Source organism: Shimia sp., assembly GCF_965227725.1.
Lineage (GTDB): Bacteria > Pseudomonadota > Alphaproteobacteria > Rhodobacterales > Rhodobacteraceae > Shimia.
Genome location: NZ_CBDDGH010000001.1, coordinates 407,129 through 431,367 on the forward strand (window position 1 = coordinate 407,129; position 24,239 = coordinate 431,367).

Genomic DNA, 24,239 nt, shown 5'->3' on the forward strand with positions numbered 1-24,239 from the left:
GAGGCAATCTGCGCGTCGGGCAAGACGGCTCAGTCCCAGCCCTGCGTGGCCACCCAATCCAGCAGCCAGTCGCGAAACTGACGCGCCGGTTTGCGCAATCCGCGCAGATCCTCATAGATCAGGTGATAGGCTTGGGAGCCACGCACACAAAAGCCCTCAAGACAGGGCTGCAAGCCTGCGCCGCGCATTTCGCCATCGCTCGCCGGGGCGCGCGCCAAGGCGATCCCGCGCCCTTCACGTGCCATCGACATGGCCATGATCGTGCTGTCGGCAAACACCATGCGCCCAGCGCCCGGCCGCACACGCGCCTCTTCCAGCACCTGCCGCCATCCAGAGCGATGGGTGCCCACCTCAATCAACGGCCATTGCAGCAAATCGCCGGGCTGTGAAATCTGCGCGGCGATCTCCGGCAGGGCCACCGGAAACAGCCATTCCCCCATGATCCGGTCACTTTCGGCCCCGTAAGCGTGCGGATTGCCGAAGATGATTTTCAGATCGCTGAACCCGCTCTGCAGATCCCGCGCGGAATTGCCGGTGCTCAGCATGACCGAGACACCGGGATGCTGCGCCTCAAAGTCCTTCAGCCCCCGCGCCAGAATGCCATGGGCAAAGATCAGAACACACTGCAGGTAAAGCCCTTGCTCCCGGCTCTGACCAAAAATGCCCTCTGTGGCCTCCTCCAGCGTCATCAGCGCCTGCTGCACCGGCGGCAGATAGGCCCGACCCGCCTCTGTGAGCTGCACCGAATGGGCATGACGCTCAAACAACGGCGCGCCGAGCTTTTCCTCAAGGCTGCGCACCTGCTGGCTCACCGCCGCCGCCGACATATTGAGCTGCTCCGCCGCCCGCGCAAAGCTCTCCGCCCGGGCTGCTGCCTCAAACACCCGCAGCCAGTTCAGTGATGGCACCCGTTTCTGCATGGATCGAGCATAAGAAAAACTTAGCCTCCCCGTCCACAACCATCATGCTGCGATTTTGCCCCCTCTGCGTATCGTTTTGGAAAGCAGCCACGGGAGGCCCCATGCCCCAAGACACCCTCAGCCAGCACCAACAGAGCCAATATTGGGAAGACGGCTACCTCTTCCCACTGGATGTCATGCCCGCCGCCGAGGCCGCCGAGTGGCGCGCAGAGCTCGAAACCATCGAGCGCAACTGGCTCACCGCCGACCTGCCGCTGCCGCTCAACAGCTACAAACGGGTGAACAGCCATGTGGTTTTGCCCATGGCCGCGCGTCTCGCCGCCGATCCGCGCGTACTTGATATCGTCGAAAGCGTGCTTGGCCCCAACATTCTGGTCTGGAGCGCGGAGTTCTTCATCAAGGAACCCAAGACCGAGGCTTTTGTTTCCATGCACCAAGACCTCACCTATTGGGGCTTGGGCGAGATTGACGGGCTGGTGACCGCATGGATTGCGCTCTCGCCTGCCACAAAGGCCTCAGGCTGTATGGAATTTGTCAGCGGCAGCCACAAGAACCCGATCCTGCCGCATACGGACACCCATGGTGCGGACAATCTGCTGTCGCGCGGTCAGGAAATCGCCGTCGACATAGCTGACTCAGACCGCACTGCCATCGAACTCCAACCCGGTCAGATGTCTTTGCATCACGGCCTCACCATACACGGCTCCGGCCCCAACAGCGCGGATGACCGCCGCATCGGCTTTGTCATTCGCTACATCCGCCCGGAAATAGCCCAACAGGTGGCGGACAAAGACTACGCCATGCTGGTGCGCGGCGTGGATCGCATTGGCAACTTCATCCATGTTGCACCGCCCCCAACCGCTTTTGCACCAGAGGCCGTGCGCCTTTACGAAGAAATCAGAACCGCCCAAGCCGCCGCCCTCATGAAAGGCAGCAAAGACACCAAAAGGCTCTACGGATGACACAGGAACCCAAAATGGACAAAGTGGCCTTCACCCAGATGAAGGACGGCACCAAAGAGGAATATGAATTCCTTAACGCGCTGGAAATTGACCACACCAAACACACCGCTGATCGGCTGATGAAGGCGCTGGTGGAGCTTGACGAAAGCCTGTCAGGTTATCAGATCACGCGCCTTGGCCATTCCCTGCAATCCGCCACCCGCGCCTGGCGCGACGGCGCGGATACGGATTGGGTTGTCGCCGCTCTGCTGCATGACATTGGCGACATCTACGCGCCCTACAATCACGACGAATACGCCGCCACGATCCTCAAACCTTTTGTTCGGGAACAGTGCAAATGGGTGGTGGAGACCCATGGCGATTTCCAGATGGTCTACTACGGTCAGCATCTGGACGGCTACGACCAGAACAAACGCGAGCGCCACCGCGGCCATCCCTATTTTGAGGACAACGAAGTGTTCTGCGAACGCTGGGATCAGGCCAGCTTTGATCCGGAGTATGACACGCTGCCGCTATCGTTCTTTGCCCCGATGGTGCGCGAGGTCTTTGACCGCCCCGCCTATGACCCCGCGGTGATCCGCCCCGGCGAGCGCGTGCCACTGACCGATGCCGCCATCGCTGCCGAGCGCGCGGACGCTTAGGGCAGCGCATTGGGTATTTTTGACCTGTAAGAAGAGCGCGCCCGCCCCATGCCCTCTGGCACAACAATGGGGCGGGCGCGCTTTTCCGCCATCCCGCACAAAACACCCCGCAAACCCGTCCTTTGCGGTGCAGATGCGCCCGATCACCACGCTTTAAGCAATTCTCCCCGCTTCCCGCTTCCCCTTTGCCTGCGCTTTCGCTAGAGACAGGTCCGATTGATAAACGGCCCGACCGACAAAAGGGATCAGACCAATGGCGATGGAAAAGACCTTCAACGCAGCCGAAGCCGAAGGCCGGCTCTATGACGCATGGGAAAAAGCAGGCTGCTTCACCGCAGGCGCAAATGCAAAGCCCGGGGCCTCCACCTACTGCATCATGATCCCGCCGCCCAACGTGACCGGCGTTCTGCACATGGGCCACGCGTTCAACAACACGCTGCAGGACATCCTGATCCGCTGGAAGCGCATGCAGGGCTTTGACACGCTCTGGCAGCCGGGCACCGACCACGCGGGCATCGCCACCCAGATGGTTGTGGAGCGCAAGCTGGCCGAAACCCAGCAACCCTCCCGCCGCGAGCTGGGCCGTGAGAAATTCCTTGAGAAGGTCTGGGACTGGAAAGGTGAAAGCGGCGGCACCATCGTCAACCAGCTCAAGCGCCTTGGCGCGTCCTGTGACTGGAACCGCGAAGCCTTCACCATGTCCGGCGCGCCCGGTGCGCCTGCGGATGTGGCGGGCGGCAACTTCCACGACGCGGTGCTGAAAGTCTTTGTTGAGATGTACAACAAAGGCCTGATCTATCGCGGCAAGCGCCTCGTGAACTGGGACCCGCATTTTGAAACCGCGATTTCCGACCTCGAAGTGGAAAACATCGAGGTCGCAGGCCACATGTGGCACTTCAAATACCCGCTCGCAAATGGCGCCACCTACACCTACGTCGAGAAGGACGAGGACGGCAACGTCGTGCTGGAGGAAGAGCGCGACTATATCTCCATCGCCACCACGCGGCCTGAAACCATGCTGGGTGACGGCGCTGTGGCCGTGCACCCGTCTGATGAGCGCTATGCGCCGATCATTGGCCAGCTCTGCGAGATCCCGGTTGGGCCAAAAGAGCACCGCCGTCTGATCCCGATCATCACCGATGAGTATCCGGACAAAGACTTCGGTTCCGGTGCGGTGAAAATCACCGGCGCGCATGATTTCAACGACTATCAGGTCGCCAAGCGCGGTGGCATCCCGATGTACCGCCTGATGGACACCAAAGGCGCAATGCGCGCGGATGGCGAAGACTACGCCTCTGCCGCCACCCTGGCTATGGCTGTGGCCAAAGGCGAACAAACCCTCACCGAAAATCAGGCCGACGCGGTCAACCTCGTGCCAGACGAGCTGCGTGGGCTGGATCGCTTTGAGGCGCGCAAACTGGTGGTCGAACAGATCACATCAGAAGGTCTCGCCGTGACCTTCACAGAGACCTACGTCGATGAAGAAGGCCATGAGGCCACCCGCGAGGTGCCGATGGTCGAGAACAAACCGATCATGCAGCCTTTTGGCGACCGCTCCAAAGTGGTGATCGAGCCGATGCTGACCGACCAGTGGTTTGTGGATGCAGAGAAAGTGGTTGGCCCGGCGCTGGACGCGGTGCGCGACGGCACCGTGAAAATCCTGCCGGAGTCCGGTGAGAAAACCTACTACCACTGGCTGGAAAACATCGAGCCTTGGTGTATCTCCCGCCAACTGTGGTGGGGCCACCAGATCCCGGTTTGGTACGGTCTTGACCTGTCCGCAGAGGACTTCAAAGACGACGAGACCAATGGCGCGCTCGATCTTGTTGAAATGGGCCGTTTGCTTGGCGAAGGCGGCATGCTGCACCGGGGCAATGTCATGCACTGCGCCGCAAGCTTTGACGATGTCGCCGCGCAGTTCCTGGACGACAACGCCAACATTCCGGCTCCGCTGAACAACGCCAAAGTGGTTGAGGTGGCGGACAAACACGAAGCCATCCACATGCTGGCCGAAAGCCTCGCGCAATATGTGGTGGATCAGGACCCACTCAAGCTGGTCTTCCCAGTCTGGCGCGACCCCGACGTGCTCGACACATGGTTCTCCTCCGGCCTCTGGCCCATCGGCACGCTGGGCTGGCCTGAGCAGACCGACGAGCTGGCAAAATATTTCCCGACCTCCACGCTGGTCACCGGGCAAGACATCCTGTTCTTCTGGGTGGCGCGCATGATGATGATGCAGCTTGCTGTGGTCGATCAGATCCCGTTTGACACGGTCTACCTCCACGGCCTTGTGCGCGACGCCAAGGGCAAGAAGATGTCCAAATCCACCGGCAACGTGATGGACCCGCTGGAAATCATTGATGAGTACGGCGCCGATGCGCTGCGTTTCTCCTCCGCGGCCATGGCGGCTCTGGGCGGCGTGCTGAAACTCGACATGCAGCGCATCGCGGGCTATCGCAACTTCGGCACCAAACTCTGGAACGCCGCGCGCTTTGCCGAGATGAACGGCGTGTTTGAAGACGACGTGACAGCCTGGGGCGGTGAAACACTCTCGCAAACCGCCAACCTCTGGATCATTGGCGAAACAGCCAAGGTGCGCGAAGAGGTCGATGCGGCGCTGGAAAGCTTCCGCTTCAACGATGCCGCCAGCGCGCTTTACGCCTTTGTCTGGGGCAAGGTCTGTGACTGGTATCTGGAGTTCTCCAAGCCGCTGTTCTCCTCAGAGGACGCCGCAGCGGTGGCTGAAACCAAAGCCACCATGCGCTGGGTCATCGACCAGTGCCTGATCCTGCTGCACCCGATCATGCCGTTCATCACCGAAGAGCTCTGGGGCAACCTTGGCGACCGCGCCAAAATGCTGGTGCACGCCGACTGGCCGACCTACACGGCGGCAGAGTTTGTCGACGCCAAAGCCGACCGCGAGATGAACTGGGTGATTTCCGTGATCGACAACATCCGCTCCGTGCGCGCCCAGATGGGCGTGAACGCGGGCGCAAAAATCGATGTGGTTGTGAGCGAGATCACCGAGGAAAACCGCGCCGCCTTTGCCGCCAACCAGGCGCTGATCTTCAAGATTGCGCGTGTGGTGTCACTTGAGGAAGTCGCCGCGTTCCCCAAAGGCACCGCGACCGTGGCGGTCGATGGCGCAACCTTTGGCTTGCCGCTGGCCGACATCATCGACATCGATGCGGAAAAAGCGCGCCTTGAGAAGGGTCTTGGCAAGCTCGCCAAGGAACTTGGCGGTCTGCGCGGGCGTCTGAACAACCCCAAATTCGTCGCCTCCGCGCCGGATGAGGTGGTGGAAGAAGCCCGTGAAAACCTCGCCGCGCGTGAAGCCGAGGAAGCCAAGATCAAAGGGGCTCTGGCCAAGCTCGCAGAGCTGGACTGAAGCACTTTGCGTTTTATGTGAGACAAGAGGATCGCTTTTCCCGTTCGACCGAATGGGAGAGGCAGGGAACAAGCGATTCAAGTCTAACGCAAAGTGCTCGGAGCACTTTAAAATCAGCCGGATCATGCCTATTGTCTGGGCATGATCCGCAGCTTTTCAAACCTCATCGAACGTCAGATCAAAAAGGCTCAGGCACAGGGCCAGCTGAACGGTCTTGAGGGCGAAGGCAAACCGCTCCCCAAACGTCATGACGGTGAGGATGCCGCCACCTCTGTGGGCCATTCCATCATGGCGCGCGCAGGCGTCCTGCCCCGGGAATTCAAACTCAAAGAGGCGCTTGAGGCAGCCAAACAAGACTGGCAACAAGCCACGGATCCTGCGGAGAAAAAGCGCCTGATGGCAAAAATCTCCGAGCTGGAGCTGGCCTATAACATCGAACGCGATGCCTACCGCAAGTTCCTGAAGTAGCCCTTGGGCTTTCTCATTCGTCAAATATCCCGGGGGTATGGGGGCTGGCCCCCATGTGATCCTTGCCCCTGATCACTATACCGGCTGGCTATGCAGCAAAGCTTGCGCGCAAATCCAGCCGCACGTCCCGCGCTTACTTAAACACCGGTGCCCGTTTCTGCAGGTTGGCGGCAATCACCGCCATCTGATGCGGCTTGCCCATCAGCGTGGTCTGCACGCGGCTTTCCTCCAGCAGCACGGCATCCTCATCCGCGGCGTGGGTTTCGGCAAACCCGATCAGCGCTTTGGCTGCGCGAATGGCCGAGGGGCTTTTGCCTGCGATCTCCTCAGCGAGCGCCAGCGCTGCGGCCAGCGGATCGTCCACCACCTCGGTCACCAGCCCCCAGTCCGCGGCCTGCGCCGCTTCAAACGGGGTCGCCGTGTAGGTCAGCTTGCGGATCACATCGGAGCGGGTGAGCTGCGGCAGAAGCACCATGCCGCCCATATCCGGCACAATGCCCCATTTCATCTCCATCACAGACATCTTCGTGCCCGGCGCGGCAAAGCGCACATCCGCACCCAGCGCGATTTGCAGCCCGCCGCCATAAGCCACCCCCTGCAGCGCACAGATCACCGGCACCGGCAGCTTGCGCCAGACCATGGCCACCTGCTGAAACAGATTGCTGTTTCCAAAGCGGCGCGGCATCAACAGCTCTTCCGGATCTTTGCCAGCCATCGCCCCAAAGGACATCACGTCAAGCCCGGCGCAGAAGGCCTTGCCTTCGCCTGAGAGCACCACCACACGGACGTCCTCTTTGTCCATCAGGCTCTCGCCCGCAGCGGCAATGGCCTCCAGCATCTCCGGATCCAGCGCATTCATTTTATCTCCGCGCGTCAGGGTCACGCGGGCTATGTGGTTCTCAATCTCTACAGAAACGCGGGCCATGCTGCTCTCCTCCCAAAGGCAATACTTGCCATACACTCCGACGCGCTCCGGCAAAAATCCACCCTGACGTGAGGGCAATTCCCCTTGTCCCGCATAAGCATATGCGGCACCTTCCGCGCCATGACCGGACCTCGCTATACCAAATTGGCCCAAGGCCTGCCCGCCACCGTTCCTTTTGTCGGCCCCGAAGCGCAGGAGCGCGCTATGGGCCATGCGTTTGCCGCCCGCATGGGCGCCAACGAAAACATCTTTGGACCTTCTCCCAAAGCCATTGCCGCCATGGCACAGGCAACAGATGGCATCTGGATGTATGGCGATCCGGAAAGCTTTGAGCTGCGCCACGCGCTGGCCGCCCATCACAAGGTCGACGCCGACAACATTGTGGTTGGCGAAGGCATCGACGGGTTACTTGGCTATCTGGTCCGCCTGCTGATTGAGCCGGGTGATGCGGTGGTCACATCGCTCGGGGCTTATCCGACCTTCAACTATCACGTGGCGGGCTTTGGCGGTGTGCTGCACGCGGTGCCTTACAAAGACGACGCGGAAGACCTGCCTGCGCTGCTGGCCAAGGCGGCGGAGGTGGACGCAAAGCTTGTCTACTTCGCCAATCCGGACAACCCGATGGGCAGCTGGTTCAAAGGCACTGACATCGCCGCACAGTTTGACAATATCCCTGAGGGCTGCCTGCTTCTGCTGGATGAAGCCTATGTGGAGCTGGCGCCGGAGGGCACCGCCGCCCCGGTGGAGATCGAAGATCCGCGCGTGATCCGCATGCGCACTTTCTCCAAAGGCTACGGCATGGCCGGTGCCCGTGTGGGCTATGCCATGGGGGCCAAGGAGCTGATCCGCGCCTTTGAGAAGATCCGCAATCATTTCGGCATGAACCGCGCCGCACAAGCCGGGGCGCTGGCCGCACTTGAAGACAACGACTGGCTGCACTCCACCTGTGACAAGGTTGCGGTCGCGCGGGCTGAAATCACCCGCATCGCTGCCGCGCATGGCCTGAAGGCTCTGCCCTCAGCAACCAATTTTGTCACCATAGACTGCGGCCGGGACGGCGCTTTTGCCAAAGCGGTTCTTGAAGGGCTTGTTGCCCGCGGCATCTTTGTGCGTATGCCGTTTGTGGCGCCGCAAAACCGCTGCATCCGCGTCAGCTGCGCCCCTGCCGAGGATCTGGCCCTGTTTGACGCCGCCCTTGGCGAGACGCTGTCGGCACTTTCCGGCTAGCCCGCCCTGTTCACGAATATTTTCCTATGGCGCGGGCAAACTCGGGGTAGTCTGTCTGTAGGAGAATGCACAATGTCAGGTCCGGTACAGTCTGCACCGAACTACACCAACGCCGCGCTGGTCATGGGGTTTGTGAACCTCATGTGGGTATTTGTTCTGATCTTTATTCTCTGGGGAATGCCCGCAGTTATGGTGCTGGCGGTGATTTTGAACGCGGGTATTGATCGGCTCGCGCGCCGCAAAGACCGGCACGCGCCCAGATCGTAAGCTTCAGGCCTCAGCAATCACCTTGGCCGCCGCCTCCACCGCGCCCGGCCCGTGGGGAATATCCAGTGCCATCATGCCCGCCTGCACCGTGGCCAGCATTCCCATGATCATTTGGGCATTCACATGGCCCATATGGCCAAACCGGAAAAAGCCGTCGCTTTGCGGGTCCTCCTCGGTGGCCATGCCAAGCCCGATGCCAAGCGTCAGCCCGGCATTGTCCTGACACCAACGGCGCAGGCGCGTGCCGTGCTCCGCGCCAATCTGCAGAGAGGTCACTGCGGTGCTGCGATCCTGCGCCTGCGCGACATTCAGCGCCAGCGGGCCACCTGCCCCCCAGGCCTCACTCGCCGCCCAGATCGCACGTGCCAAGGTTTCATGGCGCTGCCAGACGTGCTCCATGCCTTCGTCCATCAGCATATCCAGCGCCACCCGCAGCCCATAAAGATGATGGGTCGGCGCGGTGCCACAGAAATGCTGGTAGTACACGTCAGGATTGACCCGAGGCGCCCAGTCCCAATAGCGGCTCACACGCTTCAGTTCTGCCCGACGCGCCGCTGCTTTTTCGTTAAAAAACACAAACCCCATGCCCGGAGGCACCATCAGCCCCTTTTGGGACCCTGCCACCATCACATCCACGCCCCAGGCGTCCATCTCAAAACGGTCACAGCCCAAAGAGGCAATGCAATCCACCATCAACAGCGCCGGATGCCCGGTCGCGTCCATGGCTTTGCGCAGCGCAGACACGTCGCATTTCAGCGATGTGGATGTGTCCACATGGGTGACAAGCACCGCCTTGATCTCGTGAGTGACGTCAGCGGTCAGCGCCTCGGCAACACGGGCCGGATCAATCGGGGACTGGCGGCCAAAGTCGATCACCTCAGCCTCCGCCCCAAGACCAACCGCCATTTCCCCCCAGCCATGGCCAAAGGTCCCTGCCGCGAGCACCAGCACCTTGTCACCCGGTTCCACAACATTGGCCAGCGACGCCTCCCAGACCGCATGGCCGTTGCCGATATAAATTGCCGCGTGATGTTCCGTGCGCGCCACTTTCTTCAGATCGCGCAATACACCCGCGGTCAGGTCGATCAGCTCCCCCTCATAGATATTGGGGGCCGTTCGGTGCATGGCCCGCAAAACAGCCTCCGGCATCACCGATGGTCCGGGAATCGCGAGGTAGGTCTGTCCTTGTGAGAGTTGCATGGGGGTCTCCGAATAGATTCAGCGCAAACAGTATCTTGAAGTCCTGCCGCGTCAATTCCTGCACCATCACAGTTTGTGCGACAGCCCTTCGCATTTGGTGATACGCCCAAAGAAACGCCATCCGCATTCCCACTGGTTTCAGGTCGCGCCGCCCTGTAAAGGTCAAGACAGACAGATCACTGCCGATAAGGGCGACACACGTGACCAACACCGACGGCCAACCGCCAAAAGACAACGGCTATTTGCTTTCCTGGCTCTGGCGCAAATACCTGAAGAAGCACAAGTGGCTCTTGTTTGCCTCCGCTTTCCTGATGGCCATCGAAGGCACCTCTCTGGGTGTCATGGCCTGGATGATGGAGCCGATGTTTGACAACGCCTTTGCCGGTGAAAACGCCGATGCCCTCTGGAGCGTCGGGCTTATTTTTGCGTTCATCTTCTTTCTGCGCGGCGTCACAAGCGTGGCGCATAAAACGATGATGACCGCGGCCACGCAACGCTCAGCCGCGGATCTGCGTGGCGATCTGCTGGGCCGGATGATGATTCAGGACAACGCCTTTCATCAGACCCACCCGCCGGGCTACCTGATCCAACGAGTTCAGGCAGACGTGAGCGCCATAAACGGTGTCTGGTCGAGCTTCATCATGGGGGCTGGCCGTGATTTTATGTCGATGATCGCGCTTGTGGCAGTGGCCGTAAACGTGGACTGGCGCTGGACATTGGTGGCCTGCGTTGGCACGCCACTTCTGGTGATGCCCTCTCTGGCCGCTCAGCGATTTGTGCGCCGCCGCGCCCGTGAAGCGCGCGATCATGGGGCCAAAATCGCAACGTTGCTGGATGAGATTTTCCACGGCATCGTGCCGGTCAAACTCAACCTGCTGGAACGCTATCAGAGCGGCAAATTCAAAGCCTGGACCAAACAGCTCGTGCGCGCCGAGGTCCGTTCCACGTTTGGCACCTCCTCCATTGCCGGGATGATCGATATCACCGCAGGCATCGGCTTTTTCTGCGTGCTGCTTTACGGCGGCGGGGAGATTGTGGCTGGCGAAAAGACCGTGGGACAGTTCATGGCCTTCTTCACCGCCCTTGGCATGATGTTTGAACCGCTGCGCCGCCTCGCAGGTCTGTCCGGACGCTGGCAAGTGGCCGCCGCCGCCATTGAACGGCTCAAGGAGCTGGTCGAAACGGAGCCCACCATCCAGTCGCCCACCACACCGGTTGCGGCCCCGACAGGCGTCCCCGCCATCGAACTCAAAGATGTGCATCTCTCCTATGGCGATGTGAAAGTGCTCAACGGCACCAGCTTTGTGGCCGAGGCCGGCAAGACCACCGCCATTGTCGGTGCGTCGGGCGCAGGCAAGTCCACGCTCTTCAACGTGCTGACACGTCTGGTGGACCCTCAAAAAGGCCACAGCCTGATCGGCACGGTCGACAACCGCGCCATGACGCTGGCGGATCTGCGCAGCCTGTTCTCTGTGGTCTCTCAGGAAGCCGTTCTGTTTGACGACACGCTGCGCGAAAACATCGTTTTAGATCAGCAAAACGTCGATGATGCCCGGCTGGAAGAGGTGCTGAAAGCGGCTCATGTGGCGGATTTCCTGCCCAAGCTCGCTGACGGTCTCAACACACAGGTTGGCCCGCGCGGCTCCAACCTCTCTGGCGGACAGCGCCAGCGGGTGGTGATTGCGCGCGCGCTGCTGCGCAACACGCCGATCCTCCTGCTGGATGAGGCCACCTCCGCGCTCGACACGCGCTCTGAAACCATCGTGCAGGCCGCGCTGGACAAGCTTTCCACCGGCCGAACCACGCTGGTCATCGCCCACCGCCTTTCCACTGTGCGCGAGGCGGATAAGATCGTGGTGATGGACAAAGGCGTCGTGGTCGATGAAGGCACCCATGACGAGCTTCTGGCCCGTGGCGGGGTCTATGCGGAGCTGCATGAGTTGCAGTTCAAAACCAGTGGCGAGACGGCTGAGGCGCGCGCGCTCAAGCCTGTGAAATCCATCGGTCAGGATCACGCGGCGGAGCAGAAAACCTTTGTCGGGCGGCTGTTTGACCGTCTCGCGTTCCGGCGCTGATCAGCTGCCTTTCCGGTAAGACGCCGCCAGTGTCTCCGGTTTGGCACCTAGAAAATACCTCAGCAACGTCAGAAGGTTGCGCCGCCCCCGGCGCAGCCATCCCTGCTTGCGGTATTTCTCGGCGCTGGTTGTGGCGATGGCATCAAGACGCACCAGTCGCTTGCTCCCCAAGCGCCGCGCCAAGGCCACATCTTCCATTAATGGAATATCGTCATAGCCGCCAAGCTGCCCGTAAAGCCGCCGCGAAATCAACAGCGCCTGATCACCATAAGGCAGGCCGAACACCCGGCTGCGCAGATTGGCCCATCCGGCCACAAATCGCCCCGCAGGTCCGGGCGTATCAAAGGCCAGCGTGAACCATCCGGCTTTGTCAGACTGACCGAGTTTGGCCTCTACCGCTTCCGCCCAGTTTTCAGACAGAACCGTATCGGCATGGACAAACAGCAGCCACTCCCCCGTGGCCAGCTCCCCGCCCTGCCGCAACTGCCCACCGCGCGAGGGTGTGGTGCGGATGATCTTCGCCCCAACCTCATCGGCAATGGCCAGCGTCTGATCCTCAGAGCCGCCATCCACCACAATCAACTCGCGCAAAATCCCCGCAGACACACCCGCATAGAGCGCGCCCAGACAGGCCGGCAGCGCCTGTTCAGCGTTAAGCGTCGGGATGATCACACTGAGTGGAGCGCGCATTTCTTTGTCCTGCCCTGTTGCACGGCAGAAGCGCTTCTATATGAGAAGAGTACGCAAGAACAGGACGAACCGCATGACCACGCCCGCCCGCAAGATCCTCCGCCTCAGCGGGGCTGACACCGAAAGCTTCCTGCAAGGGCTTGTGACCAACGATCTGGACCATCTGAGCGATGGCCTGCTCTATGCCGCGCTGCTCACGCCTCAGGGTAAATACATCGCGGATTTCTTCCTGAAACGCGACGGCGCAGACATTCTGCTGGATGCAGATGCGGCTCAGGCCCCTGCGCTGATCCAACGTCTCAGCATGTACAAACTGCGCGCGGATGTGGCGATTGCCGAGACCGACCTGCACCTGCATCGCGGACTTGGCGACATACCGGAGGATGGCGCGCCCGACCCGCGTGATACGGAACTTGGCTGGCGCGCCTACCGTGAGGCTGCACAAACCGATGACACCGTTGACTGGACCGCGCTGACCGTGGCCAATCAGGTGCCCTCCACCGGCATCGAGCTTGATGGTGACAGCTACATTCTGGAGATGGGGTTTGAGCGCCTTAACGGCGTGGACTTTCGCAAGGGCTGTTATGTCGGCCAGGAAGTCACCGCCCGCATGAAGCACAAGACCGAGCTGCGCAAAGGCCTCGCTCTGGTCGAGATCGAAGGCGCAGCGCCAGTGGGCACACCAATCCTGCGCGACGGGCGTGAAGTCGGCAAACTCTACAGCCAGTCCGGCGGCAAAGCGCTGGCGTATCTGCGCTATGACCGCGCGGGAGACGGCATGACCGCCGGAGAGGCCACCGTCACCTACAAAGGCTAGGCCGCCTAAGGCGTGAGAGTTTTCTGAAACCGAAACGCCAGCACATTTGCCCCCTGCCCGCGCATCAGGTTCTGGGAATGGGCGTTGAAGTCATGCACGACCGATCTCCATTCCCCATAGCCCTCTTCCCACATCCAGAGCTCCATTGCGCCAATCAGCTTCGCACCGATGCCCTGCCCGCGGCAGCGCTCATCCACGCAGATCTGGTCCAGCTCCACGAGCGCGCTGGCATAAACAAACGGATTGCCTTCCCGGCGGTTTGGCACCGCGAGTAAGAACCCACAGACAGCGCCAACGTCATCTTCGGCCACAAAAAGCTGCGCGCCGTCGCGAATCTTTTCCTCAAAAAACGCCTTGGCCGCGGCCTCTGGCACCTCCGCGCAGTATTGTTCTGGGTGTTTGGCCGCGTGAATCGCCTGCACCTGCGCCGAAAGCGGCAGGATCATGCCGATCTCATCTATTGCTAAAATGCGGATCATAAAAAACCTCCGGTTGTTGGCCGGAGGTTTTTGGGTTTTGCCCCCGGCAGACTGCGCGGGGAAAAGGGTCCGTGCGCGGCTTATGCGCGCTCGGAATATTCCATGGTTTCGGTGTTCACGACGATGTCTTCGTCCTGCCCCACAAACGGTGGCACCATCACGCGCACACCATTGTCCAGCACCGCTGGCTTGAAGGAATTTGCCGCTGTCTGGCCCTTCACAACCGGCTCAGTCTCGACAATTTTGCAGGTCACTTTCTGTGGCAGTGTCGCGTTCAGCGCCTCTGCTTCATAGAACTCCACAACGATGGTCATACCGTCCTGCAAGAACGGGCGACGCTCACCGAGCAACTCCGCAGAGATTTGATTTTGCTCATAAGTTTCGGTGTCCATGAAGATCAGCATGCCGTCATCCTCATAGAGGAACTGCTGGTCTTTCTGCTCCAGACGCACGCGCTCTACCTTGTCGGCAGACCGGAAACGCTCGTTCAGTTTGGAGCCGTTGCGCAGGTTCTTCATTTCGACCTGTGCAAATGCGCCACCTTTGCCGGGTTTCACGTGGTCGACCTTGACGGCGGCCCAAAGACCCCCGTTGTGCTCCAGCACGTTGCCGGGGCGAATTTCATTTCCGTTGATCTTTGGCATGTTCAGAAACCGATAGAAAAAAGGTTGATTGAGTTGTTTCGCATCCTATATCTGGCCAGTCGGCAGCTGGCAAGGAGGCCCGATGCGGAGCCCAACTTTTGAGCGATATGCATTTCACGCATAGAAGCTATGCAAACACGGGCTACCCGAATCGTGCGGAATGCTTCATAAGGAGCGACACGCCGAAAAACACAAGAGCAATAACACAAGGACGACGAGATGACCGATTTCGTTGATGCAGCGGCTTACAACAATGAACAAGGCAACCGCGCCCGCAAACTCTTTGCGGCAGTTGTTTTGGCTGCGTTGGATGATGCCATTGCGGACGACAAAAAATACGGCAATGGTCCGGAGCAAATCGCGCGTTGGGCGCGGTCCCGCGACGGTCGCGAAGTGCTGTCCTGCGCCGGTATCGACCCGAACGAACGCGTGGTCGAAGGGCTGATGGAATTTGTCGGCAAGGGTGTTCGCACCTCTGTTGCGTTGTCGCGTGAAGAAAGCGAACGCCGCAATGCTGCTGCTCAGGCAGAAGCTGCCTAAGGCAAGCCACGCGCTGCCAAACAAAAAACGCGCCTAAAAGGGGCGCGTTTTTTGTTTTCTAATACCATGCACAAATGTTGAAACCGGCTATGGTATCACCGGTAGATCACTGATTTCATCGCTGAATGAAGCAGGCAAAAGACCTGCTCTCTCAAGGCGCAGAAACAGTGGTGCCGGCTACCGGTCAGCCCAGATCATGCGCGGCCAGCGCGCGATGGATCTCCCGCCGCACCAGCTTGCGCACATTGCGCGTGATGCGCTCACCCAGCGCGCCCTGAAGCTCCTGACGCACAATGTCTGCCACCATCTCGCGCAGCATTGCCTCGTCGATTTCAGAGGTCTCTTCCAGCGTCTCCGCCAGATCTTCGATCCCGGGCAATTCTGCGGATTGCACGACCTCTTCGTGTATCTTGCCTTCCAGATCCGCCATCATGGCCTCCGCCGCAACAACATCCTCCTCATGATGCGCCCGCTCTGCCGCAGCCATATCAATGGCTGCAACATCCTCTGCGGTTTCAGCGTCACGGAACTGATGAATGCGTGTTTCCAGAACTTGCTTGAAGTCAAATGGCCGATCTTCTTCGATCGGCTCCTGAGGCAGATCTGCCGCCTCCTCCGTCACCTCGGCCGCGTCACCTTCGGCCTCAGCGTCCGCCGTCTCTACCCCATCTTCGACAGAGGAAAGCGCCTCCTCTTCGACAGCATATTCATCGCTGACTGAGAGGGCTTCATTTGCAAAAGCCTCGATGTCGAGATCATCTTCGGCTTCCAGCGGGGACAATGCAAAAGGGTCTTTCGGCTCGTAGGGATCCTCTTTGGAGGCCCGCACGATATCCGCATCAAAGGAAAACTCATCCGCCTGACGAGCCGACGCCAGCGTCTCCTCGCCTGCAGCCGAAGTCCTCTCTACATCAGCCTCTGGCAGGTCATCCGCTTCCGGCACACGCTGCGCCGGTGTCAACACCAGCGCCAGCGGCGTATCCGTAGCCGATGCTGTTTCGTCAGCCTCTGTCTGGGCCTCAGTCGAAGCCTCAGCCTCGCCACGAAAGGCAGACAACGGAGCGGCCGCGTCTTCAGACACATCGTCCTCTCGTGCATCAACCGACCGGTTGTCAGAAACCAGTCGGCGAATGGAAGACAACACATCTTCGATTTCAGTATTTGTTACCGCGTCAGACATCGTTGATTACCGCTCTTACCTCACCGCGAGTGTAACGATTGGGAATGAACGGCACAACAGATAGGAAAAATTGTTATTCTTTCCCAATGGCTCGCAGCACACGGTCCAGCTGTTGCCCCTGCTTTGAGCGCAGCGCTGGCGCGTCTTTAACCAGGTTGTAATAAGCTTCCGGATCGTAGCGCTCCACGCGCAGGTTCAGGTGATCCACCGTCAGCAGCCCCATGGAGGAGAGCACACCATAGGCTGCCACAATCTGTGTCGCCTGTGCGGTGATTCGATCTGCTTCCGCGTCCAGCAGATCCTGCTCTGCGGTCAGAACATCAAGCGTGGTACGTGCGCCCAGCTTGGCTTCCTCACGAACACCTTCAAACGCAATCCGAGCTGCATCCACCTGACGGCCACTGGCCTGAATCTGGGAACCAGAAGCCACAAAGCGCGACCATGCCGTGCCCGCCTGCTGGCGGATGTTGTGGCGTGTCAGGTGCAGGGAGGCCCGCACCGCATCGCGGCGTGCCATGCTCTGACGCAGCAGCGCCGACAGGCGGCCGCCCTGATAGATCGGGCCGGAGACCACAACACCGAAGTTTGCCCCTTCGCTGTAGTTGTCATTGTCAAAACGCTGGGTCGTGGCCACCGAGGATTCAAAGCTCAGTGACGGGTTCATGACCGCGCGCGCACGGTTCACATTGAACTCAGCCGCCAGAATTTCGTGCTGAACCCGGCGCATGTCCGGGTGCGAGCGGATGGCCACGGCTTTGGCTTCTTCAATCGAATTGGCCGCGCTTGGCAGAGAGGTCGGGGTCACAAGGTTATTCGGACGCGAACCGATGGCGGCTGCGTAAAATTCTTCGCTGGCTGCGAGATCGCCCTGTGCAGCCGCCAAAGAGGCGCGCGCACCGGCAAGCCGTGCTTCGGCCAGCGCCACGTCAGTACGGGTCACTTCGCCAACCTCAAAGCGGTCCTGTGCGGCCTGCAGTTCGCGCTCAAGAAGGCGAAGGTTGTTGATGCGCAGCTCAACGATTTCCTTGTCGCGCACCACGTCCATGAAAGACTGCACCGCGTCAAACAGCACCTGCTGCTCTACAGAAACCAGCGACTGGCGGGTGGCCAGCACGGTTTCTTTTGTGGCTTCCACAGCGTTTTTGGTCGCGCCGCTGTCATAGAGCAAAATGCTCGCGGAGATGCCCACAGAGCTGCTGGTCGCCCAGTCTGTGACACGGCGGTTGCCGGTCGCGCTGGAGCGGTTGGCGCTGTAGTTGTGATCGATGCTGGCAGACCAGTTGATGATCGGACGCAGCAAGGCGGTGGAGGCCGCGACGTCTTCGTCGGCCGCACGCAGCAACGCGCGGTTTTGCTCAAGCAAACCGCTGTGTTCATAAGCAGTGGCCAGCGCGTCGGAAAGCGTCTGCGCCTGAGCAAACCCGCTCAACCCAACGGTCAGCGAGAGCGCTAGCATGCCATGCCGGGCCGTTTTTTTGAAAGTGTGGAACATTGTTGCTGCCTCTTTTTCTGTCCGCGCAAGGTGCCTGTTTTGCTTATAATTCAAAAGCGCGCTGTTTCTCAAAGCCGGGCAAGACCGGCGCATTTGCGTTAAACGCAAAGCTCCAGTTGACCTGGCCATCAATTTTATACCCGATGCGCACAACCCCCAGCGCACCTTCCACAAACAGGGCGCCAATCCGGCCACCCTCTTTGAGCTGTTCAAGAATCGTTGCAGGAAGCTCTTCAACGCCGCCCTGCAAAAGGATCACATCATAGGGACCGTGTTCTGCTGCGCCCTCAGCAAGCGCGCCGGTGTGCACAATCGCATTGTCCGCGCCCTGCTCGCTCAAGGTGGTCTGCGCCTCAGAAGCGCGGAACTCATCATCCTCAACGGCAATCACCGCCTCCGCCATGCGCGCGATGACCGCGGAGGAATACCCCAGCCCGGTGCCAATATCGAGGACCAGCTCTTCGTTCTGAATATCCAGCGCGTCCAGCATCTTCGCAAATGTGCGCGCATCCAGCACCACCCGCCCCGAATCCAGCGTGACGCAGGTGTCCGCATAAGCGGCGGCGCGCTGCCCTGTCGGCACAAACGCCTCGCGTGGCACCTCAAGCAGGGCCTCAATCACCGTGTATTTTGTCACGTCTGACGGGCGGACCTGTGTGTCCACCATGGTGGTGCGAAGTTCAGCGAAGTCAGTCATTTCAATCCCATGGAAGGAGACTCTCTGCAAAAGTCTTGCCACAACTGCGCAGTCACAGCAACGGAGTCGATCTGTCTTTTGCGTCACCTGTGGCATGTCTGCGCAAAGGAGGCCGCCTCATAAGGCCCGCTTGCGATTAATTTTTTGTGACAGGATTGCGCAGCATTCTGAAAAAGGGGCTTGCACCCGCCTCAGATTCGGACCATTTATGCGCCACTTTTGGGAGATCCCAAACACCACGGATGGCGAGTTGGCGGAGTGGTGACGCAGCGGATTGCAAATCCGTCCACACCGGTTCGATTCCGGTACTCGCCTCCATAATTACCCTTAAAAATCAGGTACTTGAGAGTGTAAAAACTCTCTAAGCTATCGGAGAGTTTGTGTCACAATGACACACTTTTGGCACAGCTTGGCACACTCGAGTCACACTGTGACACACTGTCGAGACCTGTACTTTTCTTCCAAGTTTCTAGCGTGACAACGCCAAGCAAACCTGAGCGGTTCTTGATAAACCTTAGGTCTCCACCCTGCGCTCTGGTGTCGAGCGTGATGGTCTCAGCTTTCATAAATGCCTCTCTCCCTAACGAGAAAAGAGCCTTAGCAAACGTACCCTCATGAGAGACAAGGTGCACCTTACCAGCCAAGATGTTTTTTTTGGGAGTCATGAGCTACGCCGCCCTACTAGCGTGAGTTCCCCACTGCACTGCCATTGCTTTAGCCAACCCAGGAAAGAAACGACTACGCTCGGTAGCGCGGTCTTCACCCGGAGTGGCGTGGTGTACTGAGTTACGGGCAGTTGAACCATCAAGGGTTCCTGTAGGAACTAACTTAGGTAGGTTCCTACACCAGAAGCCTGTTCGTTTCTTTTCGTTGTCCGGACCGTCTTCATCACACCCAAACTGCCAAGGTTGGACATAGAAAGGCTGCACCTCTCCAAAGTTGATACGCTTCTTGGCGTACTTGTGCATGACAGGGTTCTCACAAGCGACAAACTCAATACCTACGTTAAGGCACTTATCGAAGAACTCTGCGCCTCGATCCAAGTGGGTCCAAAGCATCTTCAGTCTATCGTCGTTGGATAAGTTAGGCCAAGCCAAAGCCTCTTCTTCAGTACAGCTAGAGGGTGGATTGGTTGGAGGTTTTGAGTACCAACGGACGCCCGAGTTGCACAGCCTAGTACAAGGAGGGTGCATAACGATTAAGACATCCCAAGTCCCATAAAGGATGACATTGGAAGGGTCGAGGACATCAAAGAGATCTGCTTGGATGTGCTTATTACTACCTGCTACTTCGCTAGGTTTTAAATCACATGACCACGCATCGTGTCCTTCGTCCTCGAAGGCCTTACGAACTGTATCACTACACTCACAGCCTATTAAGACACGCATCACCAGTCCAATTTGATAGGAGACACGATCACCTCAGGCTCCACATACACGGCCTTCACGTCATCGTTTTCTTCATCGACACACATGACGTATGTCGCGGCCAAGCCTTCGGGCATGAAGAGGCCGTTGGGTTCCGCTTGAGGCAGCGTCCCGAACACAGAACCATAGGTCGAGGAGCGTGAGTTGGCGACAATCTTGTCTGGGTTTGAGAACTGGATAGAGGCGTTGATACCATACCCCACGGAGTCACAAATCTTGATCAGATCGCCCGTCATTGTGACCATGTAGCTGTAGGTGCGGTAGTTCGGCTCGTCACGTAGCTCATAGAGCCACCGAACCAACTTCTTCTCTGTGAAATTGGTGATAGCAGGAGCACCCACTTTCTGAGCGGCTTCACGCGCCAGTTTCTCGGCTTGTTGAGCTTGGATTTGATCGGAGCTCGCAGGTTTCGCTTCAGGTTTACATGCGGCCAGAGTCAGAGCTGTTGCGAGGGCGGTGGTGAAAAGGACAAGGCGTTTCATATTAGTATACTCCAACTTGGGTCAGGAAATCTTTGAGGTGCTGGGGGAAATCCGAGGTATCAACCTTGGAATAGGTGTCGCGGACGTGGTTCTCGATACCGATCCGGCCAGCTGCGTCGGCCTTCAGGTGTTCCATCTTGATCCGGCCAAGTTCCGTCTTCATGCCATCCACGTAGGATTGACTTTGGGCGTGTACTTTGGTTCGGATTGCCTCTTCCTTCGCCATGAACGCGCCTTTGACGTCGAGCATGAACCAAGAGATAGCGAGAGTTCCCGCGAGACCGACAATAGTCAGCCCCGCAATCTTTGCAGGATGCATGTGTTGTCCTTTTGAATAGGAAGAATGGAAAAAATTAAGGCCCTAGAATTTCTCTAGAGCCTTTGCAGCGACTTCTAAGTCGGTTGGAGCTAAGTGTGCGTATCGGAGCGTGGTCTGGATTGACTTATGCCCCATGTACGTCTGGACGCGCCTGAGGTCGATACCTGACTGCACCAGCCTTGAGGCGCAAGTATGCCTGAGAGTATGTGGGATAAAACCAGGGTCATCCAAGAACCCAAGGTGCTCCCTGACACGCTGCCAGTGGTTGTAGTATTGCTTGTATTCGATCTCGAACATTCGAGCGGTCGGATCACGGTCCTTCCGGCGCATACAGTATTCAATCGCGTCGGCGACTGGTTGAGTGATAGGTAGGGACCTAGGGTCCTCTGCCTTGGTGAGCCACAAAGAGACAGCGTTAGAGCGCTCTAGGACGTCCCTGAACTGGAAGTTATATGCCTCACGTCTCCGCGCCCCTGTGTAGAGCAAGAAGTTGGTGAAGTGTTTCGCTTCGATGAGCCCGAAGTGATCAAAGGTACTCATCATGAGTTTCTCTTCGTCTTTCGTGAAGAACCTCATGCGCCCTTTGGACTCTTTCTGTCGGTCTGTTCGAGGAACCTCTGTGATAACCCCAAGTTTCTTGGCGTGTTCCAAAAGCTTATTCAGAGTGTCCATCTTACGATTGATGGTTGCACCAGAGTTGCCACCTTTGGAGAGTTTATCCACCAACTTAACCAGCATAGAGAAGTCAATCGAGGTGATAGGTGTGTCACCTCCAATGAACTCGTCTTTACACAGGTTGCTAAGTATTTCTTTGGGTGTCTCTTGAGAGCGTTTGTCACCCCAAAGGAAGTTGAAGTTGTCGTCAATGAAAGCTTTGAACGAACCAGCTTCTTGTCCATCAGCCCGAGCTTCCCCAGGCATCGGTAGTCCTTGGACATCAGCGAGGCGAACTTGAGCTTCCCACGCCTCCGCTTCTTCTTTTGAAGGGAAACTACGACGCTTACGTTTTCCCTGATACTCTGCATCAGCTTGCCAGCGATTTCCTCTAGGTCGAGCCATCTACGATCCCTTTTAGTTGATTTACAAACGCTTCGCCTCGAGGCGTTAACCGAAGAACACGCTTTCTGCGGTCCATTGGGTCCATCTCGACGCGGATTAATCCGAAACCTGCATTCGGCATGTCCTGAGTTCCGTCACCCCAGTAGTAGGAGTTGCGTGAGGCAGCTGCCGAAGAGACGCCGAGCCACTTTTGCAGATCGGCAGTGGTTACCCCTTCAGGTCGATCTTGAAACTTAGCGACATAGATCAGCGCGAGTGCAGTTGAGATCTGCATCTTCACGTCGAACTGAGACAGTCGCTGTCCAAGAGCAATTATTTTACTGAGGGAGGTTCCCGTTTCGTCATGTTCCATAAATCAAAACCTTCTTGTTCACTTAGGTTGGCCAAAGGGTGAGTAGACCCTGTAAGGGTTTCAAAATCTTCAAATGCATCGTTAAGTTGCATCCTAAGTATATTTTCATTGGCCACAGGTACACTCACTCCCGTAGCTTCTCGATAGAGGAGAGATAAGCGTTTCGCAACCTCTTTACATGAGTAGAGACAAAAATGAAGTCGTATGACCCTCATATGAAAGGGTTCAGCCAAACTCATGGAAGCAATATTCTTGGGGTGGTACATGTTGGGGAGCCTCTTAAACTCAAACTTTACTTAGTTTACGAAGACTCCCCTTAACCGTATAGAAAAGCGCGTTCAAGCGAACAATTTGTTCCGCACCGAGAGACAGTTTAGGAACAAAGGGGGTCGGTAATAACCAATAGGTCGTTTCTCAGCATCACGTTTCCCTTATGAAGATCAAAATTATAAGGGAAATCAGAGCAGTATTCAGTCAGTTGCTCTGCGGCTGTCGTGAGTGGTCTGTTGGCATGATCCTTGTTTACCATCTGGTAAGAAAAATCATCTGAGTAGAGAAAACCTTTAACCAGATAGTAGTCATCCCGTATCCACTCTGGTTGATCTTCCCAAATCAGTTCAGTGAGTCGCTCCATAACAACCAGAGCAACAGGTGAGTCGTCCGAGTGAACGATCTCAAATATTCGCGGAAAGTGGGGGTTCTTTTCCCACAGTTTATTCTCGTACACCCATGAGGCGTACACGAGGTAGGGGTCCTGTTGTGTGTCCGTGTGGACCAGCTTGTAGACCCGATCAGGAATATCAGGGTGCGTGGCGACCGCCAGCGCCAAGATACCTTCGCCAGTGTTTGCATTTGTGAAGCCACGAGACTCGAGAGAAGCTATGGCGTCACGGCGTATCAGGTTAGGTTGATCCGAGGTATCCAGAGTTCCCATCAGTTCAACCAAAGTATTTTTTGTTGTTTGCTCAACAGGTATATCGAACATCTTCTACGTCCTTGTATTTATAGTTCGATGTGATGATAGGAAGGACCGAAGCCCTCCCCTGCTATGCAGCACACCCCGCAGGGTAAGACGACAGCCCGATCTCTTCAGCGAGATCATAGGTTGTGAACCCGTAAGCCCTCAGCATCTTGGCGACCTCTTCAGGATGAGCGTGAACCATGTCAGCCATGGTCTCATACTCAGGGTCCTTATTGTCGTCGTCAGTGGCGATGTCAGACCAAGCGGTAGACCAATGAATACCTCCTGTTTCCTGTCGCTCGCCCATGAGGCGTTCCCAGCGTTCATCCCATTCCGTGAGTGATGGATCGCGCTTTGCCACAAGTTGTGACCAATCAGTTGCAACCAGAGCGTCCCTCAAGTCATACGCAAAGCCGTAGTCTTGAGTTTCCTTGGAAGTGTGCTGATTGAAATACCCAACCGAGATGTTGGTACACTCCGACACAACCGAGACGTACTCAGCTGAGTCAGTGAAGACACCACCAGAGTCAGGTTGCCAGACGTGATCCTCGCCCATGTCCACGGCATCCCCGAAGGAAGACGCAAAGTCACCTGAGGCCGACTTTTGGCCCATCTGGTGAGTGATCACAGAGTCGTAACCGAAACGATCGAACGAGATTGCGAAATCAACGTGCTCAAGCCAACTCGGGTTATCCTTGACCAACGCCGTAGATCCGACACAGCCAATCTCTTCGTCAGCGTGGATAACGTAGACGCCCTCTACGCCAGCTCGGATGAGCTCAAGACAGAGCCAGACGCCAGTGCCACAGTCTGCCCCGAGGCAGGAGGAATTGGGGGCATAGAGATACCCCTCATCGTCAAGGAGTACGTCTTGAAGTCCTCCCATGCGATGCACAGTGTCGTAATGAGACATGAAAGCCACATTGGGTTTATCTCCGATGATTAGAGTGTAGTTCCCATGAGCGTCAGGCTCCCCCATGATAGGAGCCAGGTATTTCTGGCCCCACTCGAGAGTGTACTGGTCGCC

Annotated in this window: 24 protein-coding genes and 1 tRNA gene; 10 read left to right on the forward strand and 15 right to left on the reverse strand. The window is 57.9% G+C overall.

Annotation, left to right across the window (positions count from 1 at the left end; all coding sequences use genetic code 11):
- Positions 1-29 precede the first annotated feature (29 nt).
- Entirely contained in the window at positions 30-920 is an 891-nt protein-coding gene (locus ACO07T_RS01955) for a LysR family transcriptional regulator (RefSeq protein ID WP_209084481.1), read from the reverse strand.
- 101 nt (positions 921-1,021) lie between these two features.
- Here ACO07T_RS01955 and ACO07T_RS01960 point away from each other — a divergent pair, with 101 nt between their 5' ends.
- The 4 genes from ACO07T_RS01960 to ACO07T_RS01975 all read left to right on the forward strand — a co-directional run bounded on the left by ACO07T_RS01960 (position 1,022) and on the right by ACO07T_RS01975 (position 6,379).
- On the forward strand, positions 1,022-1,882 hold the full coding sequence (locus ACO07T_RS01960; RefSeq protein ID WP_422048034.1) for a phytanoyl-CoA dioxygenase family protein: 861 nt from the start codon (positions 1,022-1,024) through the stop codon (positions 1,880-1,882).
- Between the two features lie 14 nt (positions 1,883-1,896).
- Entirely contained in the window at positions 1,897-2,523 is a 627-nt protein-coding gene (locus tag ACO07T_RS01965) for an HD domain-containing protein (RefSeq protein ID WP_209084805.1), read from the forward strand.
- Positions 2,524-2,776: 253 nt separating this feature from the next.
- On the forward strand, positions 2,777-5,911 hold the full coding sequence (locus ACO07T_RS01970) for a valine--tRNA ligase (protein ID WP_422048035.1): 3,135 nt from the start codon (positions 2,777-2,779) through the stop codon (positions 5,909-5,911).
- A 141-nt stretch (positions 5,912-6,052) separates the two neighbouring features.
- On the forward strand, positions 6,053-6,379 hold the full coding sequence (locus tag ACO07T_RS01975) for a DUF1992 domain-containing protein (protein ID WP_209099722.1): 327 nt from the start codon (positions 6,053-6,055) through the stop codon (positions 6,377-6,379).
- A 133-nt stretch (positions 6,380-6,512) separates the two neighbouring features.
- Here ACO07T_RS01975 and ACO07T_RS01980 read toward each other — a convergent pair whose 3' ends face one another.
- Positions 6,513-7,304 carry a crotonase/enoyl-CoA hydratase family protein gene (locus ACO07T_RS01980; RefSeq protein WP_422048036.1) on the reverse strand — a complete coding sequence of 264 codons (792 nt, stop codon included), beginning with the start codon at positions 7,302-7,304 and terminating at the stop codon, positions 6,513-6,515.
- 120 nt (positions 7,305-7,424) lie between these two features.
- On the opposite strand from ACO07T_RS01980, the gene ACO07T_RS01985 reads away from it, so the two are divergent.
- Positions 7,425-8,531, forward strand: coding sequence for a pyridoxal phosphate-dependent aminotransferase (locus ACO07T_RS01985; RefSeq protein WP_422048594.1), 1,107 nt, complete (start codon positions 7,425-7,427; stop codon positions 8,529-8,531).
- A 72-nt stretch (positions 8,532-8,603) separates the two neighbouring features.
- The gene (locus tag ACO07T_RS01990; RefSeq protein WP_209078563.1) at positions 8,604-8,798 is read left to right on the forward strand and encodes a hypothetical protein; all 195 of its coding nucleotides are present in this window, start codon (positions 8,604-8,606) and stop codon (positions 8,796-8,798) included.
- A gap of 3 nt (positions 8,799-8,801) precedes the next feature.
- Here ACO07T_RS01990 and ACO07T_RS01995 read toward each other — a convergent pair whose 3' ends face one another.
- Positions 8,802-9,998 carry a pyridoxal-phosphate-dependent aminotransferase family protein gene (locus tag ACO07T_RS01995; RefSeq protein WP_422048037.1) on the reverse strand — a complete coding sequence of 399 codons (1,197 nt, stop codon included), beginning with the start codon at positions 9,996-9,998 and terminating at the stop codon, positions 8,802-8,804.
- Between the two features lie 200 nt (positions 9,999-10,198).
- Between ACO07T_RS01995 and ACO07T_RS02000 the strand changes: the two genes are divergently transcribed.
- Entirely contained in the window at positions 10,199-12,073 is a 1,875-nt protein-coding gene (locus ACO07T_RS02000; protein WP_422048038.1) for an ABC transporter ATP-binding protein, read from the forward strand.
- Here ACO07T_RS02000 and ACO07T_RS02005 read toward each other — a convergent pair whose 3' ends face one another.
- Positions 12,074-12,763 carry a TIGR04283 family arsenosugar biosynthesis glycosyltransferase gene (locus ACO07T_RS02005; RefSeq protein WP_422048039.1) on the reverse strand — a complete coding sequence of 230 codons (690 nt, stop codon included), beginning with the start codon at positions 12,761-12,763 and terminating at the stop codon, positions 12,074-12,076.
- A 73-nt stretch (positions 12,764-12,836) separates the two neighbouring features.
- Here ACO07T_RS02005 and ACO07T_RS02010 point away from each other — a divergent pair, with 73 nt between their 5' ends.
- Complete coding sequence (locus tag ACO07T_RS02010; RefSeq protein ID WP_422048040.1) at positions 12,837-13,580, forward strand: YgfZ/GcvT domain-containing protein; 744 nt, start codon at positions 12,837-12,839, stop codon at positions 13,578-13,580.
- Between the two features lie 5 nt (positions 13,581-13,585).
- Here the strand turns inward: ACO07T_RS02010 and ACO07T_RS02015 are convergent, their stop codons facing one another.
- Both ACO07T_RS02015 and efp read right to left on the reverse strand, forming a co-directional pair.
- Positions 13,586-14,059, reverse strand: a complete 474-nt coding sequence (locus tag ACO07T_RS02015) for a GNAT family N-acetyltransferase (protein ID WP_422048041.1) — start codon at positions 14,057-14,059, stop codon at positions 13,586-13,588.
- A gap of 80 nt (positions 14,060-14,139) precedes the next feature.
- Positions 14,140-14,703 (reverse strand): elongation factor P, encoded by a 564-nt coding sequence (efp, locus tag ACO07T_RS02020; RefSeq protein ID WP_209065234.1) that lies wholly within the window; start codon positions 14,701-14,703, stop codon positions 14,140-14,142.
- A 219-nt stretch (positions 14,704-14,922) separates the two neighbouring features.
- On the opposite strand from efp, the gene ACO07T_RS02025 reads away from it, so the two are divergent.
- Positions 14,923-15,243, forward strand: coding sequence for a DUF6280 family protein (locus tag ACO07T_RS02025; RefSeq protein WP_209065235.1), 321 nt, complete (start codon positions 14,923-14,925; stop codon positions 15,241-15,243).
- Positions 15,244-15,427: 184 nt separating this feature from the next.
- Here the strand turns inward: ACO07T_RS02025 and ACO07T_RS02030 are convergent, their stop codons facing one another.
- The 3 genes from ACO07T_RS02030 to ACO07T_RS02040 all read right to left on the reverse strand — a co-directional run bounded on the left by ACO07T_RS02030 (position 15,428) and on the right by ACO07T_RS02040 (position 18,612).
- Positions 15,428-16,423, reverse strand: a complete 996-nt coding sequence (locus ACO07T_RS02030; protein WP_422048042.1) for a hypothetical protein — start codon at positions 16,421-16,423, stop codon at positions 15,428-15,430.
- 73 nt (positions 16,424-16,496) lie between these two features.
- Positions 16,497-17,915 (reverse strand): TolC family outer membrane protein, encoded by a 1,419-nt coding sequence (locus tag ACO07T_RS02035; protein WP_209078558.1) that lies wholly within the window; start codon positions 17,913-17,915, stop codon positions 16,497-16,499.
- A gap of 43 nt (positions 17,916-17,958) precedes the next feature.
- A complete protein-coding gene (locus tag ACO07T_RS02040) occupies positions 17,959-18,612 on the reverse strand; it encodes a protein-L-isoaspartate O-methyltransferase family protein (protein ID WP_422048043.1) in 654 nt (217 codons plus the stop codon).
- A gap of 244 nt (positions 18,613-18,856) precedes the next feature.
- On the opposite strand from ACO07T_RS02040, the gene ACO07T_RS02045 reads away from it, so the two are divergent.
- Positions 18,857-18,930, forward strand: a tRNA-Cys gene (locus tag ACO07T_RS02045).
- Between the two features lie 1,069 nt (positions 18,931-19,999).
- On the opposite strand, the gene ACO07T_RS02050 is transcribed toward ACO07T_RS02045, so the two are convergent.
- From ACO07T_RS02050 to ACO07T_RS02075, 6 genes are all read right to left on the reverse strand, one after another.
- Entirely contained in the window at positions 20,000-20,521 is a 522-nt protein-coding gene (locus ACO07T_RS02050; RefSeq protein WP_422048044.1) for a hypothetical protein, read from the reverse strand.
- A gap of 1 nt (position 20,522) precedes the next feature.
- Entirely contained in the window at positions 20,523-20,840 is a 318-nt protein-coding gene (locus tag ACO07T_RS02055) for a hypothetical protein (RefSeq protein WP_422048045.1), read from the reverse strand.
- A 42-nt stretch (positions 20,841-20,882) separates the two neighbouring features.
- Positions 20,883-21,899: a tyrosine-type recombinase/integrase gene (locus ACO07T_RS02060; RefSeq protein WP_422048046.1), complete on the reverse strand. Its 1,017-nt coding sequence runs from the start codon at positions 21,897-21,899 to the stop codon at positions 20,883-20,885.
- On the reverse strand, positions 21,886-22,251 hold the full coding sequence (locus tag ACO07T_RS02065; RefSeq protein ID WP_422048047.1) for a hypothetical protein: 366 nt from the start codon (positions 22,249-22,251) through the stop codon (positions 21,886-21,888). Before ACO07T_RS02065 ends, ACO07T_RS02060 begins: the two co-directional genes overlap by 14 nt.
- A 373-nt stretch (positions 22,252-22,624) precedes the next feature.
- The gene (locus ACO07T_RS02070) at positions 22,625-23,236 is read right to left on the reverse strand and encodes a hypothetical protein (protein WP_422048048.1); all 612 of its coding nucleotides are present in this window, start codon (positions 23,234-23,236) and stop codon (positions 22,625-22,627) included.
- Positions 23,237-23,297: 61 nt separating this feature from the next.
- Positions 23,298-24,125 (reverse strand): M28 family peptidase, encoded by an 828-nt coding sequence (locus ACO07T_RS02075; RefSeq protein ID WP_422048049.1) that lies wholly within the window; start codon positions 24,123-24,125, stop codon positions 23,298-23,300.
- Positions 24,126-24,239 lie beyond the last annotated feature (114 nt).

What these genes read in the sequence shown, in the direction of transcription:
- ACO07T_RS02040 (WP_422048043.1), bottom strand. Translation starts at nt 18,612, where the DNA reads ATGACTGACTTCGCTGAACTTCGCACCACCATGGTGGACACACAGGTC.
- ACO07T_RS02025 (WP_209065235.1), top strand. Translation starts at nt 14,923, where the DNA reads ATGACCGATTTCGTTGATGCAGCGGCTTACAACAATGAACAAGGCAAC.
- ACO07T_RS02010 (WP_422048040.1), top strand. Translation starts at nt 12,837, where the DNA reads ATGACCACGCCCGCCCGCAAGATCCTCCGCCTCAGCGGGGCTGACACC.
- ACO07T_RS02070 (WP_422048048.1), bottom strand. Translation starts at nt 23,236, where the DNA reads ATGTTCGATATACCTGTTGAGCAAACAACAAAAAATACTTTGGTTGAA.
- ACO07T_RS02050 (WP_422048044.1), bottom strand. Translation starts at nt 20,521, where the DNA reads ATGAAACGCCTTGTCCTTTTCACCACCGCCCTCGCAACAGCTCTGACT.
- ACO07T_RS02015 (WP_422048041.1), bottom strand. Translation starts at nt 14,059, where the DNA reads ATGATCCGCATTTTAGCAATAGATGAGATCGGCATGATCCTGCCGCTT.
- ACO07T_RS01995 (WP_422048037.1), bottom strand. Translation starts at nt 9,998, where the DNA reads ATGCAACTCTCACAAGGACAGACCTACCTCGCGATTCCCGGACCATCG.
- ACO07T_RS02035 (WP_209078558.1), bottom strand. Translation starts at nt 17,915, where the DNA reads ATGTTCCACACTTTCAAAAAAACGGCCCGGCATGGCATGCTAGCGCTC.
- ACO07T_RS01955 (WP_209084481.1), bottom strand. Translation starts at nt 920, where the DNA reads ATGCAGAAACGGGTGCCATCACTGAACTGGCTGCGGGTGTTTGAGGCA.
- ACO07T_RS02060 (WP_422048046.1), bottom strand. Translation starts at nt 21,899, where the DNA reads ATGGCTCGACCTAGAGGAAATCGCTGGCAAGCTGATGCAGAGTATCAG.
- efp (WP_209065234.1), bottom strand. Translation starts at nt 14,703, where the DNA reads ATGCCAAAGATCAACGGAAATGAAATTCGCCCCGGCAACGTGCTGGAG.
- ACO07T_RS01980 (WP_422048036.1), bottom strand. Translation starts at nt 7,304, where the DNA reads ATGGCCCGCGTTTCTGTAGAGATTGAGAACCACATAGCCCGCGTGACC.
- ACO07T_RS01990 (WP_209078563.1), top strand. Translation starts at nt 8,604, where the DNA reads ATGTCAGGTCCGGTACAGTCTGCACCGAACTACACCAACGCCGCGCTG.
- ACO07T_RS02005 (WP_422048039.1), bottom strand. Translation starts at nt 12,763, where the DNA reads ATGCGCGCTCCACTCAGTGTGATCATCCCGACGCTTAACGCTGAACAG.
- ACO07T_RS01965 (WP_209084805.1), top strand. Translation starts at nt 1,897, where the DNA reads ATGGACAAAGTGGCCTTCACCCAGATGAAGGACGGCACCAAAGAGGAA.
- ACO07T_RS01960 (WP_422048034.1), top strand. Translation starts at nt 1,022, where the DNA reads ATGCCCCAAGACACCCTCAGCCAGCACCAACAGAGCCAATATTGGGAA.
- ACO07T_RS02030 (WP_422048042.1), bottom strand. Translation starts at nt 16,423, where the DNA reads ATGTCTGACGCGGTAACAAATACTGAAATCGAAGATGTGTTGTCTTCC.
- ACO07T_RS02055 (WP_422048045.1), bottom strand. Translation starts at nt 20,840, where the DNA reads ATGCATCCTGCAAAGATTGCGGGGCTGACTATTGTCGGTCTCGCGGGA.
- ACO07T_RS02075 (WP_422048049.1), bottom strand. Translation starts at nt 24,125, where the DNA reads ATGTCTCATTACGACACTGTGCATCGCATGGGAGGACTTCAAGACGTA.
- ACO07T_RS02065 (WP_422048047.1), bottom strand. Translation starts at nt 22,251, where the DNA reads ATGGAACATGACGAAACGGGAACCTCCCTCAGTAAAATAATTGCTCTT.
- ACO07T_RS01985 (WP_422048594.1), top strand. Translation starts at nt 7,425, where the DNA reads ATGACCGGACCTCGCTATACCAAATTGGCCCAAGGCCTGCCCGCCACC.
- ACO07T_RS01970 (WP_422048035.1), top strand. Translation starts at nt 2,777, where the DNA reads ATGGCGATGGAAAAGACCTTCAACGCAGCCGAAGCCGAAGGCCGGCTC.
- ACO07T_RS01975 (WP_209099722.1), top strand. Translation starts at nt 6,053, where the DNA reads ATGATCCGCAGCTTTTCAAACCTCATCGAACGTCAGATCAAAAAGGCT.